This window comes from Devosia sp. 63-57 (assembly GCF_001899045.1).
Classification (GTDB): Bacteria; Pseudomonadota; Alphaproteobacteria; order Rhizobiales; family Devosiaceae; genus Devosia; species Devosia equisanguinis.
The window spans coordinates 628,515-642,602 of the sequence record NZ_MKUY01000004.1 but is presented as its reverse complement, the minus strand read 5'-3'; the positions used below and the strand labels follow the sequence as shown (position 1 = coordinate 642,602).

Annotated in this window: 10 protein-coding genes; 5 read left to right on the top strand and 5 right to left on the bottom strand. The window is 62.2% G+C overall.

Annotated features, from left to right (window positions below; genetic code table 11):
• The 5 genes from BGO80_RS08230 to chvE (BGO80_RS08210) all read right to left on the bottom strand — a co-directional run.
• Positions 1-325, bottom strand: a 325-nt coding sequence (locus BGO80_RS08230; protein WP_286720738.1) for a hypothetical protein, incomplete at its 3' end; no start/stop codon positions are given.
• 33 nt (positions 326-358) lie between these two features.
• Positions 359-1,636 carry a multiple monosaccharide ABC transporter permease gene (mmsB, locus tag BGO80_RS08225; protein WP_126151004.1) on the bottom strand — a complete coding sequence of 426 codons (1,278 nt, stop codon included), beginning with the start codon at positions 1,634-1,636 and terminating at the stop codon, positions 359-361.
• Positions 1,633-3,165 (bottom strand): multiple monosaccharide ABC transporter ATP-binding protein, encoded by a 1,533-nt coding sequence (mmsA, locus tag BGO80_RS08220; protein WP_126151005.1) that lies wholly within the window; start codon positions 3,163-3,165, stop codon positions 1,633-1,635. The genes mmsB and mmsA overlap by 4 nt, the downstream gene beginning before the upstream one ends.
• Positions 3,166-3,272: 107 nt before the next feature.
• Positions 3,273-4,346, bottom strand: coding sequence for a multiple monosaccharide ABC transporter substrate-binding protein (gene chvE, locus BGO80_RS08215; RefSeq protein ID WP_126151006.1), 1,074 nt, complete (start codon positions 4,344-4,346; stop codon positions 3,273-3,275).
• 213 nt (positions 4,347-4,559) lie between these two features.
• Complete coding sequence (chvE, locus tag BGO80_RS08210; protein ID WP_126151007.1) at positions 4,560-5,636, bottom strand: multiple monosaccharide ABC transporter substrate-binding protein; 1,077 nt, start codon at positions 5,634-5,636, stop codon at positions 4,560-4,562.
• Positions 5,637-6,077: 441 nt separating this feature from the next.
• Between chvE (BGO80_RS08210) and BGO80_RS08205 the strand changes: the two genes are divergently transcribed.
• From BGO80_RS08205 to BGO80_RS08185, 5 genes are all read left to right on the top strand, one after another.
• Positions 6,078-6,869 (top strand): FadR/GntR family transcriptional regulator, encoded by a 792-nt coding sequence (locus BGO80_RS08205; protein WP_126151008.1) that lies wholly within the window; start codon positions 6,078-6,080, stop codon positions 6,867-6,869.
• A 255-nt stretch (positions 6,870-7,124) separates the two neighbouring features.
• Positions 7,125-10,472, top strand: a complete 3,348-nt coding sequence (locus tag BGO80_RS08200) for a transglutaminase family protein (RefSeq protein WP_286720734.1) — start codon at positions 7,125-7,127, stop codon at positions 10,470-10,472.
• Positions 10,473-10,475: 3 nt separating this feature from the next.
• Positions 10,476-12,887, top strand: a complete 2,412-nt coding sequence (locus BGO80_RS08195) for a circularly permuted type 2 ATP-grasp protein (protein ID WP_286720732.1) — start codon at positions 10,476-10,478, stop codon at positions 12,885-12,887.
• Positions 12,888-12,892: 5 nt separating this feature from the next.
• Positions 12,893-13,771, top strand: a complete 879-nt coding sequence (locus tag BGO80_RS08190) for a transglutaminase family protein (RefSeq protein WP_126151011.1) — start codon at positions 12,893-12,895, stop codon at positions 13,769-13,771.
• Between the two features lie 96 nt (positions 13,772-13,867).
• Positions 13,868-14,038 carry a hypothetical protein gene (locus tag BGO80_RS08185; RefSeq protein ID WP_164550389.1) on the top strand — a complete coding sequence of 57 codons (171 nt, stop codon included), beginning with the start codon at positions 13,868-13,870 and terminating at the stop codon, positions 14,036-14,038.
• The last annotated feature ends 50 nt before the right edge of the window (positions 14,039-14,088 follow it).

Here is a 14,088-nt window from a genome sequence, read left to right as displayed (position 1 = left end):
CAATTTCAGTGGCTTGCTTCGTAACCCGCCGCCGTCTGGCGCCGCGCTCTTCAGCGATGAGCGGGTTATAGGGCCCACCCCCGAACCTGTAAACCCCCATCATGACAAATTCGACAAATTCACCGATTCCAAAATGCCCGGACTGTGAAAAACTCGACTGAGACACCAGAGATTTAGGGGCTTTGCGGCCGAAGTCGATTTTTTGCGGTTTTTGAGGCAACCCTTTCCCCGCACTCACCAATTCGCCCTGGCGTCTGGCCTTCATGGGGCAAATCAGCGGTTCAACCTGCGAAACAGCCAAAAGAAAAGGGCCGCCGGATTGCATCCGGCGGCCCTTTTCATGTCGCACCCGATCCGGTCAGGCCGAACGGTTCTTGTTATAGAGGTCGAAGAACACCGCAGCGAGCAGCACCACGCCCTTGATCATCTGCTGCCAGTCGATGTTGACGCCCATGATCGACATGCCGTTGTTCATCACGCCCATGATGAAGGCACCGATCACCGCACCGGCCACCTGGCCCACGCCACCCAGCGCCGAAGCACCGCCAATGAACACGGCCGCGATCACGTCGAGCTCGAGCCCCTGCCCGGCCTTCGGCGTCGCCGAATTGAGGCGGGCCGCATAGATCATGCCGGCCAGAGCCGCCAGCGCGCCCATAATGGCAAAGATGTAGAAGGTGGTCCGCTCGGTCTTGACGCCCGATAGCGCCGCCGCCTTGAGATTGCCGCCCAACGCATAGATGCGGCGACCAAAGGTCAGCTTCTTGGTCAGGAACACGAAGCCGGCGATCAGCACCGCCATCACCACCAGCACGTTGGGCAGGCCGCGATAGGAGGCCAGCATATAGGCGAAGAACAGCACCAGGGCCGCGATCACCAGGTTCTTGATGACGAAAAGGCTGAACGGCTCCACGGTATAGCCGCGGGCCTTGCGACGGGCGCGACTGCGGATGGAGAAGAACACCATCGCCACGATCGCGAGGATCGCGATGATCATGGTTGTGGTGTGCAGCACCACCGGCTGGCCGTTTTCGGCAATGAATGGCGTAGCCGTCGGCCCCACGAAATCGGGAATGAAGCCGGCGGACAACAGCTGGAACTCGGCCGGGAACGGGCCGACGGACTTGCCGCCCAGAATGGCCAGCGACAGACCCTTGAAGATCAGCATGCCGGCAAGCGTCACGATGAAGGCCGGCACCTTGTGATAGGCGATGATATAGCCCTGTGCCGCACCGATGGCCGCGCCGGCCACCAGACAGATGGCACCTGCAACGATCGGATTGGCGAGGAAGGCCAGCTCCGGCGGAAATTTCCAGCCGATCATCAGCATGGCCGCCAGCGCGCCGATAAAGCCGGAGACAGAACCAACCGACAGGTCGATATGGCCGGCGACGATCACCAGCAGCATGCCCAGCGCCATCACGATGATGTACGAGTTCTGCAGGATGATATTGGTCAGGTTCACCGGCTTGAACAGCACGCCATTGGTGAACGACTGGAAAAAGATCATGATCAGGATCAGCGCGAGCAGCAGCCCGTAATCGCGCATATTAGCACGCAGCGCGCCGATCAGCGTCAGTTCTTGGCTCTTGGCCTGAGCGGCCGGGGAACCGGTCGGTACAGTTTCGGTGGTCATGATGCCTTTCCTTCAGCGCGCACGATGGAGCGCATGATCTTTTCCTGGCTCGCTTCGCTGGTCGGCATTTCGCCCACGATACGGCCTTCGTTCATTACATAGATGCGGTCGGTGATCCCCAGCAGTTCCGGCATCTCCGAGGAGATGACCAGGATCGCCTTGCCCTGGGCCGCCAGCTGGTTGATGATGGTGTAGATTTCATATTTGGCGCCCACGTCGATGCCGCGGGTCGGCTCGTCCAGGATCAGCACGTCCGGATTGGCGAACAGCCATTTCGACAGCACCACCTTCTGCTGATTGCCGCCGGAAAGATTGCCGGTGACCTGATAGATGCTGGACGAACGGATATTGGTCTTCTTGCGATAATCGTTGGCGACGTCCATTTCGGCGAGATCGTCGATCACGCCCCAGCGCGACACCCCAAGCAGATTGGCGATGGTGGTATTGTGCTTGATATGGTCGATGAGGTTGAGGCCATAAGTCTTGCGATCCTCGGTGGCATAGGCGATGCCGTTGCGGATCGCCCGGTCCACGGTCGAGGTATCGACCTTCTTGCCGTTGAGCAGCACCTCGCCCGAAATCTTCTGGCCATAGGACTTGCCGAACAGGCTCATGGCAAATTCGGTGCGGCCCGACCCCATCAGCCCGGCAATCCCAACCACTTCGCCACGGCGCAGAGTGATATTGACGTCGCGGATCACCTGTCGCTCGCGATGCAGGGGATGGAAGACGTTCCAGTTCTTCACCTCCATCACCACATCGCCCACTTGGGGCGTGCGGGACGGATAGCGGTCATCCAGCGAGCGTCCCACCATCGAGGTGATGATGCGGTCTTCCGAAATGTTTTCGGTATCCATCGTCTCGATGGTCTTGCCGTCGCGGATCACCGTCACGCGGTCGGCAATGCGCGAGATTTCATTGAGCTTGTGGCTGATGATGATCGAGGTAATGCCCTGCTTCTTGAACTCGAGCAGCAGGTCGAGCAGCGCCTGGCTGTCCTTTTCCGAAAGCGAGGCGGTCGGCTCGTCCAGGATGAGCAATTGCACCTGCTTGGAGAGCGCCTTGGCGATCTCGACCAGCTGTTGCTTGCCCACCCCGATATTGGTCACCAGCGTGTCGGGATCTTCGGTCAACCCCACCATGGACAACAGCTTGCGCGCGCCGTCGCGGGTTTCGTCCCAGTCGATCACGCCACCCTTGGCTTGTTCATTGCCCAGGAAAATGTTTTCGGCGATAGACAGGAGCGGCACCAGCGCCAGTTCCTGGTGAATGATGACGATGCCCTTGTGCTCGCTGTCACGGATGGAGCGGAATTGCTGCTCCTCGCCCTGATAGATGATCTGTCCGTCATAGGAGCCATGGGGATAGACGCCGCTCAACACCTTCATCAAGGTGGATTTGCCGGCGCCGTTTTCCCCACAGATGGCGTGGATTTCGCCTTCTCGCACATCGAGATTGACGTCCTGCAGCGCCTTCACGCCGGGAAAGGTCTTGGTGATGCTGCGCATCTCCAGAATGGTTTTGCTCATGCTTTGCTCGCCTTGATGGACGCTGTCCGCCATTGGGGGCCAGTGACCAGCCGGATGACCGATGGGCTCCGCATGACTGCGAAGCCCTTGCTTGAATGTTAGGCGGATTACTGCAGGTCAGCTTCCGAGATATAACCGGAGTCGACGACCAGTTCCTTGTAGTTCTTCGCATCGACCTCGTAGGGGGTCAGCAGCTTGGACGGCACAACCTTGTTGCCGTTATTATAGGTGCTGTTGTCGAGATCGGCCGGTGCATTGCCGCTCAGCACGGCATCGACGAGATCGGCAGTGACACGCGCCAGCTCGCGAGTGTCCTTGTAGACGGTCGAATACTGCTCGCCGGCGATGATCGCCTTGATCGAGGGCACTTCGGCATCCTGACCCGAGATGATCGGGTACTTGAGATCAGCCGAACCATAACCGATGCCGGTCAGCGAGGAGATGATGCCGCGGGCAACGCCATCGTTCGGGGCCAGGATCGCATCGACACGCGAGCCATCCGAATAGTAAGCGGAGAGCAGGTTATCCATGCGGGCCTGGGCGGTCGCACCGTCCCAACGCAGCGTGCCGACCTGGTCCATGCCCTGCTGGCCGGACTTGAGCACGAGGACCCCCTCGTCGATCAGCGGCTTCAACACGCTCATCGCGCCGTCATAGAAGAAGAAGGCATTGTTATCGTCGGGAGAGCCGCCGAAAAGCTCGATATTGAACGGACCCTTGTTCTCGGGATAGCCGAGACCCTTGAGGATCGAATTGGCCTGCAGCACGCCGACCTGGAAATTGTCGAACGTGGTGTAGTAGTCGACATTGGGCGTGCCCAGGATCAGGCGGTCATAGGCGAACACCTTGATGCCGGCAGCAGCGGCCTGATCGAGCACGGCGCTGAGCGTGGTGCCGTCAAGCGCGGCGATGACCAGAGCCTTGGAGCCCTTGGTGACCATGTTCTCGATCTGCGACAGCTGGTTCGGAATGTCGTCACCGGCATATTGCAGGTCGACGGTATAACCCTTGGCCTCAAGCGCCGCCTTGAGCTCCGCGCCGTCCGAATTCCAGCGGAGCGTGGTCTGCTCGGGCATGGAAACGCCCACGATACCCTTGTCCTGCGCAGCGGCGACACCCATCGAACCGACTGCGATCACGCCGGCCATAGCGGCAGCGGCGATCGTCTTCAACACGTTCATTCTCAACTCCCAAAAATGAATTTGCGCGCCAGATAGAGGCATTTCCACTCCAAAGGCCGCACCTCGATATAGAACTCCGAATTACTGCAAGTAAACAGCAATTGAAGTACGTACGTCGAATTTTCGATTTACCTAGAAATCGAAGGCATTTCCCAATTACGATTGAGCTCCGCGCTTACGCGGAGCCCGATATTTCAGAACAATTGCAGATGATTACTGCAGTTCTTCTGCCTTGATGTAACCGGAGTCGATCACGCGTTCCTTGTAATTGGTGGCGTCGACTTCGTACGGGGTCAGCAGGATCGAGGGCACAACCTTGACGCCATTGTCATAGGTGGTGGTGTCGAGGCCGCTCGGCTCGTTGCCGGACAGGACCGTGTCAAGCAGCTGAGCGGTGTACTGGGCCAGCTCGCGCGTGTCCTTGAACACGGTGGAGTACTGTTCGCCGGCAATGATGGCCTTCACCGACGGGACTTCAGCGTCCTGGCCAGTGATGATCGGCCAGGCAAGGTCGCCCGAGCCATAGCCCACGCCGCGGAGCGACGAGATGATGCCGCGCGACAGGCCATCATAGGGAGCCAGCACGCCATGAACGCGGGTGCCGTCCGAGTAGTTGGCGGACAGGATGTTGTCCATGCGGGCCTGTGCGACAGCACCGTCCCAACGCAGGGTACCAACCTGTTCCATGCCCATCTGGCCCGACTTGATGACGATGTCACCGCTGTCGATCATCGGCTGCAGCACAGCCATGGCGCCATCATAGAAGAAGAAGGCGTTGTTATCGTCAGGCGAACCGCCGAACAGCTCGACATTCCACGGCTTCTGGTCGGCGAAGCGCTCGTTGAGGCCCTTGACCAGGCTATTGGCCTGCAGCACGCCGACCTGGAAGTTGTCGAACGTGGTGTAGTAATCGACATTGCCGCTGTCGCGGATCAGGCGGTCATAGGCGATGACCTTGACGCCCTGGTCAGCGGCCTGCTGCAGCACGGCGCTGAGCGTGGTGCCGTCGATGGAACCGATCACGAGGGCCTTGGCGCCCTTGGTGACCATGTTCTCGACCTGAGCCAGCTGGTTCGGGATTTCGTCTTCTGCATATTGCAGGTCGACAGTGTAGCCCATGCCTTCCAGCGCGGACTTCAGCTCATTGCCGTCCGAGATCCAGCGCAGCGACGACGAGGTCGGCATGGCAATGCCGATCAGGCCCTTGTCCTGTGCGAAAGCGCCGGTGGCAGCGGTGGCCAACAGGGCACCGGTGGCGAACAGCGTCGCTACTGTTTTGAGAACCTTCACGTCTCGACTCCCTTTGATATTCGAGATTGTTGTTGTCGGTCTTTTGGGATGGGGAACAGATCAGACAAACACAGCTGACATCGACCGCAGACAACCCGACCTGGCAGCATGCCCGCCCGGCCAGCGCCACAGCAATTGCAGCGGCACCGCATGCGGGGCCGCAACGTGCAACTGTATCGAAATCCTCCTGCTTGGAACGGCAATGCCGCTACGGACCCTCCCCGGCCCATGGCTGGGACGCTAGGATAATCAGATAAGGGTGTAAAGGTCTCCAGGGGGTGGATTCAGTGTTTTTTTCGATACTCGAATATTAATATTGACCAATGATTGCGGCGCTTGGGACGAGCGGCTAGTGTGCCCCAATCCCGGGAGGGGGTTGCCAGAAGGGCTCGGAACGGAGAATGAGGCAATCACAAAGGTATCAGATACCATGGGGACGCTTTGACAGCCTTGTCTGAGGACGGTCGCGCCGAACAGAGCGCGGCCCATACGGTCGCCGACGACCTAGCGCAACACATCCTGACGCAGTTGACGCCAGGCTCCAGCCTGCCCAGCGAGGCGGAGCTGGCCGAGCATTACGCTGTCAGTCGCCTCACCGTTCGCGAAGCGGTCAAGCTGCTGGCCGGGCGTGGCCTGCTGCAACTGGCGCGCGGGCGCAAGGCGGTGGTGCGCGAGCCAGACGGCGCCGCCTTCGCCGACTTCCTTACCTCGGTGATCCGTTACGATTCCAAGGGCCTGTTCGATCTGGTCGAAGTGCGTCTGGCACTCGAAGTGCAATCGGCGACGCTGGCCGCCAAGCATGCCAGCCGCGCCGGTATTGCCGCCATCGAGAGCGCCCTGCAGGGCATGCGCGAAGCCGCCCTCTCAGACGCCCCTGACGCCGAGACGGTTTTCCATACCTGCGATGTCGGTTTCCACGAGGCCGTCGCCCTGGCCAGCGGCAACCGCGTGCTCGGCTATCTGTTTGAGGCCATGGCCACGCCTTTGCGAGAAGGCCTCTTCATCAGCCGCCGCGGCCATGCCAGCCGAGGCCACACCCTGCAGGACACCATCGATGCGCATCAGCGCATTCTCGACTGCATCCGCGAGGGCAATGGCCGCGCCGCCGCCGAGGCCATGCGCGTCCATCTCAAGGACACCCAGCGCGACATCCGCATCGCCGTCACCAAGCTGGCCATCCTGCCGACCAGCACCGGCAACCGCTCGCCATCAGTGCCCGCATTGGAAGAGTGAGGTGCGGGGGTCTGACCCTGTTTGCAGCAAGCACCGTTCCGGCCCCGGGCTCGAACCGAGTGCGGCATGGTGCTGGTGCATCTATCGCACCAAAAACCAGCCAGAGCTGGACAAACACTTTTGGTGTCTTCCTGGAGCGTGATGCCCCCAAGACGCATCACCTGACCCACCAAGCGCCTAGCGGTGGCCGCAAAACCCCGCTAAGCTCTTTGTCGGGAAGTCATTTTCGTGGCCTGAAGCGAGCGACTGGTACGCATGTCGATCAAAGCCGCCGTCTATCATCTGACACATTACAAATATGACCGACCGGTCTATCTGCAGCCCCAGATCATAAGGCTGCAGCCGGCGCCGCATTCCAAGACCAAGGTCCTGAGTCATTCGCTTCGGGTCTCGCCGAACCTGCATTTCGTCAACACGCAGCAGGATCCCTACGGCAATTTCCTGACCCGTTTCGTCTTTCCCGAGCCGGTGACCGAGCTCAAGATCGAAGTCGATCTGGTCGCCGACATGACTGTCTATAATCCCTTCGACTTCTTCGTCGAGGAGATCGCCGAAACCTGGCCCTTCACCTATCCCGAAGAGCTGCGCGACGATCTCTCCATCTATATGAAGCCGGAGCCGGCCGGTCCGCTGATGCAGCGGCTGATCGCCGATATCGACCATTCGCCGCAAAACACCGTCACCTTTGTCACCGGCCTCAATGCGCGCATCCAGACGCTGGTAAACTATATCGTCCGCCTCGAGCCTGGCGTGTGGACGCCCGAAGAAACGCTCGGCAATGCTCGCGGCTCCTGTCGCGACTCCAGCTGGCTGTTGGTCAATCTGCTCCGCCATCTCGGCTTTGCCGCACGCTTCGTCTCCGGCTATCTCATCCAGCTCAAGCCCGATCTCGTTTCGCTCGACGGCCCGGCCGGCACCGACCACGATTTCACCGACCTGCACGCCTGGTGCGAAGTCTACCTGCCCGGCGCCGGTTGGATCGGTCTCGACCCGACCTCGGGCCTGCTGACGGGCGAAAGCCATGTGCCGCTGGCCGCCACCCCGCATTATCGCAATGCCGCCCCGATCTCGGGCTTCGCTTCCTTTGCCGAAGTGGATTTTGCTTTCGACATGAAGGTGACGCGCGTCGCCGAGCATCCGCGCATCACCAAGCCCTTTTCCGATGAAAGCTGGCAGCGGCTCGATGCACTGGGCCACAAGGTGGATGCCGTGCTCGCCGAAAACGATGTGCGCCTCACCATGGGTGGCGAGCCGACCTTCGTCTCCATCGACGATTTCGAGGCCGATGAATGGAATGCCGGCGCGGTCGGCCCCACCAAGCGTGCCCTGGCCGACGACCTGATCCGCCGCCTGCGCCAGCGCTTCGCGCCCAATGGCATGCTGCATCATGGCCAGGGCAAGTGGTATCCTGGGGAAACCCTGCCGCGCTGGACCTTCTCGCTCTACTGGCGCCTCGACGGCAAGCCGGTGTGGAGGGACGAAAGCCTCATCGCCCGCGAAGGCGTGGAGACCAGTGCCACCCACGAGGACGCAAAGCGCTTTCTCGATGCCTTCGCCCGCAATCTCGGCCTCACCGGCGACACCATAGCCGAGGCCTATGAAGACCCCGGCGAGTGGCTGCTCAAGGAAGCCAACCTGCCTGCCAATGTCGATCCGGCCAATTCCGAGCTTGCCGACCCCGAAGCGCGCTCCCGCATCGCCAAGGTGTTCGAGCGCGGCCTGACCTCGCCCACCGGCTATGTGCTGCCCGTACAACGCTGGAACGCCATCGCCTCCAGCCCCTGGCTCACCGAAAAGTGGAAGACACGGCGCGGCAAACTGTTCCTCGCGCCCGGCGACAGCCCCGCCGGCTACCGCCTGCCGCTGAGTTCGCTAAAGCATCTCAAACCCACCGACTACCCTCATGTCGTACCGCTCGATCCTGGCGCGCCGCGCGCCCCCCTGCCCGATACCGAGGAACTGCTGGCGCGCAAACAGACCGGTCTGGAGATCGATCCACGCGCCCAGACCGCCGCAGGATTCACTGCGGCCACCGAGCAGCAGGACATCACCGAACAGGTGCTCAGCGAGATCGAGGGGCAAGTGCGCACGGCGGTCACAGCCGAACTGCGCGACCATCGCCTCTGCGTCTTCCTGCCTCCCGTCGAGCGGCTGGAAGATTTCCTCGAACTGATCGCCGCCACCGAAGCGGCGGCCAAGGAGATCGGCCAGCCCGTTCACCTCGAAGGCTACGCGCCGCCACACGATCCGCGCCTCAATGTCATTCGCGTGGCGCCAGATCCGGGCGTCATCGAGGTCAATATCCATCCATCGGCCAATTGGGACGAATGCGTCGCCACCACCACGGCAGTCTATGAAGAGGCCCGCCTCTGCCGCCTGGGCGCCGACAAGTTCATGATCGACGGCAAACATGTCGGAACCGGCGGCGGCAACCATGTCGTGGTCGGGGGCGCCACCCCCAATGACAGCCCCTTCCTGCGCCGGCCGGACTTGCTGAAATCCCTGGTGCTGCATTGGCAGCGCCACCCCTCGATGAGCTATCTGTTCTCCGGCCTCTTCATCGGACCCACCAGCCAGGCCCCCCGCTTCGACGAGGCCCGGCACGACAGCCTCTACGAGCTCGAAATCGCCATGGCCCAGGTTCCGGCGCCAGGCGAAGGCACGCCGCCTTTGCCCTGGCTGGTGGATCGGCTGTTCCGCAACCTGCTCGTCGATGTCACCGGTAACACCCACCGTTCCGAAATCTGCATCGACAAGCTCTATTCGCCCGATGGCCCCACCGGCAGACTGGGTCTGGTCGAATTTCGCGGCTTTGAAATGCCGCCCAATGCCCGGATGTCGCTGGCCCAGCAATTGCTGGTTCGCGCCCTGATCGCCCGCTATTGGACCGCCCCTCTCGACGGCAGCTTCGTGCGTTGGGGTACAACCCTTCATGATCGGTTCATGTTAGGGTCATATATCTGGCGCGACTTCCTCGGCGTGCTCGCCGATCTGCGCCAGCACGGATTCGATTTCGACCCTGCATGGTTCGCCGCCCAGCGCGAATTCCGCTTCCCCTTCTGTGGCGAAGTGGAGGTAGACGGGGTAAAGCTCGAACTTCATCAAGCCCTTGAGCCCTGGCATGTCATGGGCGAGCAGGGCGCCATCGGCGGCACTGTCCGCTTCGTCGATAGCTCGGTGGAGCGCCTCGAGGTCACGCTCGAAGCCGACAATCCCAGCCGCTACACCGTCACCTGCAACCAGCGCCCGGTGCCGCTAAAGCCTTCCGGTACCAATGGAATTTTCGCCGGCGGGGTGCGCTTCAAGGCCTGGCAGCCGGCCTCGGGCATGCATCCGGCCATGCCGGTCCATGCGCCATTGGTGTTCGACATCTACGACACCTGGACCGGCCGGGCCATCGGCGGCTGCACCTATCACGTCGCCCATCCCGGCGGCCGCAATTACGAAACCTTCCCGGTCAATGGCAACGAGGCCGAGGCCCGGCGCCTCGCCCGCTTCGTGCCGCACAACTATACGCCCGGACCCTATGGGCTGCGTGCAGAAATGCCTGCGGAGGAATACCCGCTGACCCTTGACCTGCGTCGTCCGCCACGGTTCACCTAGCAAATGATCACGCGGAATCAAGAACGTCGCGGCAAGCCCCCGGCTGGGCCTGGTATTGTTGCGGACTATAAACTGCTGCCCGGCGTGCCGGATGAGATGATCGATCCCTCCGGCGCCATTCGTCCGGGCTGGGACAAGCTCATGTCGGCCTTTGACGCGCTGGGGCCGACCGAGCTTGCCGGCCGCTTCGAACGCGCCGACCAGTATCTGCGCGATGCCGGGGTGTTCTATCGCAAATATGACGGTGCTGAGGGCAAGGAACGCGCCTGGCCGCTGGCCCATATTCCCCTGCTTATCGCCGAAGCCGACTGGATCCGCATTTCCAATGGCCTCGTACAGCGGGCCGAACTGCTCGAGCGCATCGTTGCCGACATCTATGGCGACAACCGGCTGGTGCAGGAGGGTCTGCTGCCTCCCGAACTGATCGCCCAGAGCGGGGAATTCCTGCGCCCGCTCGTGGGGGTGCGACCCACCAGCGGCCATTTCCTGCATTTTTGCGCCTTCGAACTGGGCCGCGGCCCCGATGGCGCCTGGTGGGTGCTCGGCGACCGCACCCAGGCCCCCTCCGGTGCCGGCTTCGCGCTGGAAAACCGTGTTGCCACCACCCGCGCTCTGTCCGACATCTATGCCGGCATGAACATCAAGCGGCTGGCCGGCTTCTTCCGCGGTTTCAAGGATACGCTCTTCGCTCAGGCCCGCCGCGATGGTGGCCGCGTTGGCATCCTGACCCCCGGCCAGCTCAACGAGACCTATTTCGAACACGCCTATATCGCCCGCTATCTCGGCCTCATGCTGCTCGAAGGCGAGGATCTGGTAGTGGACAATGGCCAGGTCATGGTGCGCACCGTTGCCGGCCTCAAGCCGGTCAGCGTGCTCTGGCGGCGCATGGATGCCAGCTTCGTCGATCCGCTGGAGTTGCGCTATGACAGCCATATCGGCACGCCCGGCATGGTCGAGGCGCTGCGCAGCGGCTCGATCTCGATGATCAACGCCCTGGGCACCGGCATCCTTGAATCCCGCGCCTTCGCCGCCTTCCTGCCGCGCCTGAGCAAGCATCTGCTCGGCACCGGGCTCGAACTGCCCGAGATCGCCACCTGGTGGTGCGGACAAAGCGCCGAGCGCGAATTCGTGCTCGACAATTTCGACAACCTGATGATCGGCCCGGCCTTTTCGACCGACCTGCCCTTTGATGACCTGCGCGGCACGGCTCTCGGCCGCAGCATGACCGAAGAGCAGAAGCTCCAGCTCAAGGCCCGCATCGCCAGACATGGCGGCGACTATGTTGGCCAGGAGCCGGTGCAGCTCTCCACCGCACCGGTCTATATCGACGGCAAGCTCGAGCCCCGCCCCATCACCTTGCGCGTCTATGCGGCGCGCACCGAGGACGGCTGGACCATCATGCCCGGCGGCTTTGCCCGCGTCGGCTCCACCCGCGACACCTCCGCCATCGCCATGCAGCGCGGCGGCCAGGCCGCCGACGTCTGGGTCATGTCCTCGAGCCCGGTGGAACAGGTGTCGCTCCTGCCGCGCGACGGCGAAAAGCTGGTGCGCAATTCGCCCGGCAGCCTGCCGAGCCGCGCCGCCGACAATCTCATCTGGCTGGGCCGCTATGCCGAACGCTGCGAAGCCAGCATCCGCATCCTGCGCGCTTACAATGCGCGTCTGGCCGAACTGTCGCGACCGGAATTGCCCATTCTCTCCCACTGCGCCGAATTCCTCGAAAGCATGGATATCGACGCGTCCGAAGCCATGCCCAAGGGCCTGTTGAACGCGATCAGCAGCGCCGTGCACAGTGCCGGCCAGATCCGCGACCGCTTCTCGCCCGATGGCTGGCTGGCGCTCAACGATCTGCAAAAGACCGCCCAACGCTTTGGCACCCGCATCACCACGGGCGACGACTCCACCCGCGCCATGACGGTATTGCTGCGCAAGCTGGCTGGCTTTTCTGGCCTGGTGCACGAGAACATGTATCGCTTCGCCGGCTGGCGTTTCCTCGAACTCGGTCGCCGCCTCGAACGCGCCATCCAGATCGCGCGCATCACCGGTTGGCTCACCGACAAGGATGCGCCCGATGGCTCGCTGGAAATGCTGCTCGAAATCGGCGACAGCGTCATGTCGCACCGCCGCCGCTATTCTGTGAGCGCCGGCACGCAGAGCGCCATCGATCTGTTGATCCTCGATCCGCTCAATCCGCGCTCGGTCTTGTTCCAGTTGACCGAATTGCGCACCCAGATCGAGACACTGCCCGGCGGCATCGACGATGGCCAATTGTCCCCTGCGGCCAAGACGGCACTGCGCATCCATACCGATCTGGTTATTGCCGAGCCGCATGAACTGACCCCCGAACGGCTCGACCTGCTCGCAGATCATCTCGGCCAGCTTTCGGGCCTTGTCGCCTCGGCCTACTTTACGTGACCCCCATGCTCTACGATGTGCGCCTGACCCTCGAATATGACTATGCCGCGCCCGTGCATGGCGGACGCCACCATATTCGCGTCACCCCGGCCAGCGTGCCCGGCGCCCAGCGCGTGGTGGCCGCCTCGCTCTCCTTCACCCCCAGGCCGCATCGGCAGGAGAGCTTTCTCGATTTCTTCGGCAATACCGTCACTTCGCTCATCTATGTCGAGCCCCATGACAAGCTCGAAGTGCGTCTGACCGCCCGGGTGCAGGTCGACGATGTCTCGCCGCTGGATGACCTGTCGCCCGCGCTTGACGCGCTGCCGCTCGAAATCGGCCGCTACTGGTCGGTGGAGCCCGGCAGCCCGCAGCATTTCCTTGCTGCCTCGCCCCGCGTGCAGATCGTCCCGGCCATTACCGACTATGCTGCCGAGGTCACGGCGACGGCTCACACGGTTCTGGCCAAGGCCAATGCGCTCTGCATGGCTATCAATCGTGACTTTACCTACGATCCCAAGGCGACGGATGTGGAAACCCGCCCTGCCGAGGCCTTCGCTCTGCGCAAAGGCGTCTGTCAGGACTTCGCCCATGTGATGATCGCCGGCCTGCGCGGCCTTGGCATTCCGGCAGGCTATGTGTCGGGCTTCCTGCGCACCATTCCCCCGGAAGGCAAGCCACGACTTGAAGGCGCCGACGCCATGCATGCCTGGGTGCGCGCCTGGTGCGGCCAGCATCTGGGCTGGGTGGAGTTCGACCCCACCAACAAGATGATCGCTGGTCCCGACCACATCACCATCGGCCATGGCCGCGACTATGCCGATATCTCCCCCATCGTCGGCGTCCTGCGCACCAATGGCTCGCACGAGACCAAGCAATCTGTCGACGTGATACGCGTGGAATAGCCTTCGGGAACCAAATTTCTCTGCTGCCGTTATTGTCGCACGCGGCGTTGATCGCCACGCACAAAGGTCCGGTGCCCCGGGCCATGGAGGCAGAGAATGAACACCACATCCCAGCACAATGTCTATCGCCGCGCCCAGTCCACGATCAGCGCTCTGCCGATCGAGGGTTATGACGGCAATACTCATTTTGGTGGCGTGGCCCTGGCACTGCTGCCGGCACTGCTCATCCTGAGCGCTGCCACCGGCCTGCTGCTGGCTCTGCTGTAAGTCGAGGCATTCGCCTCGCACCGCGCATCACGCGCGAAAAAGCTGTCCCT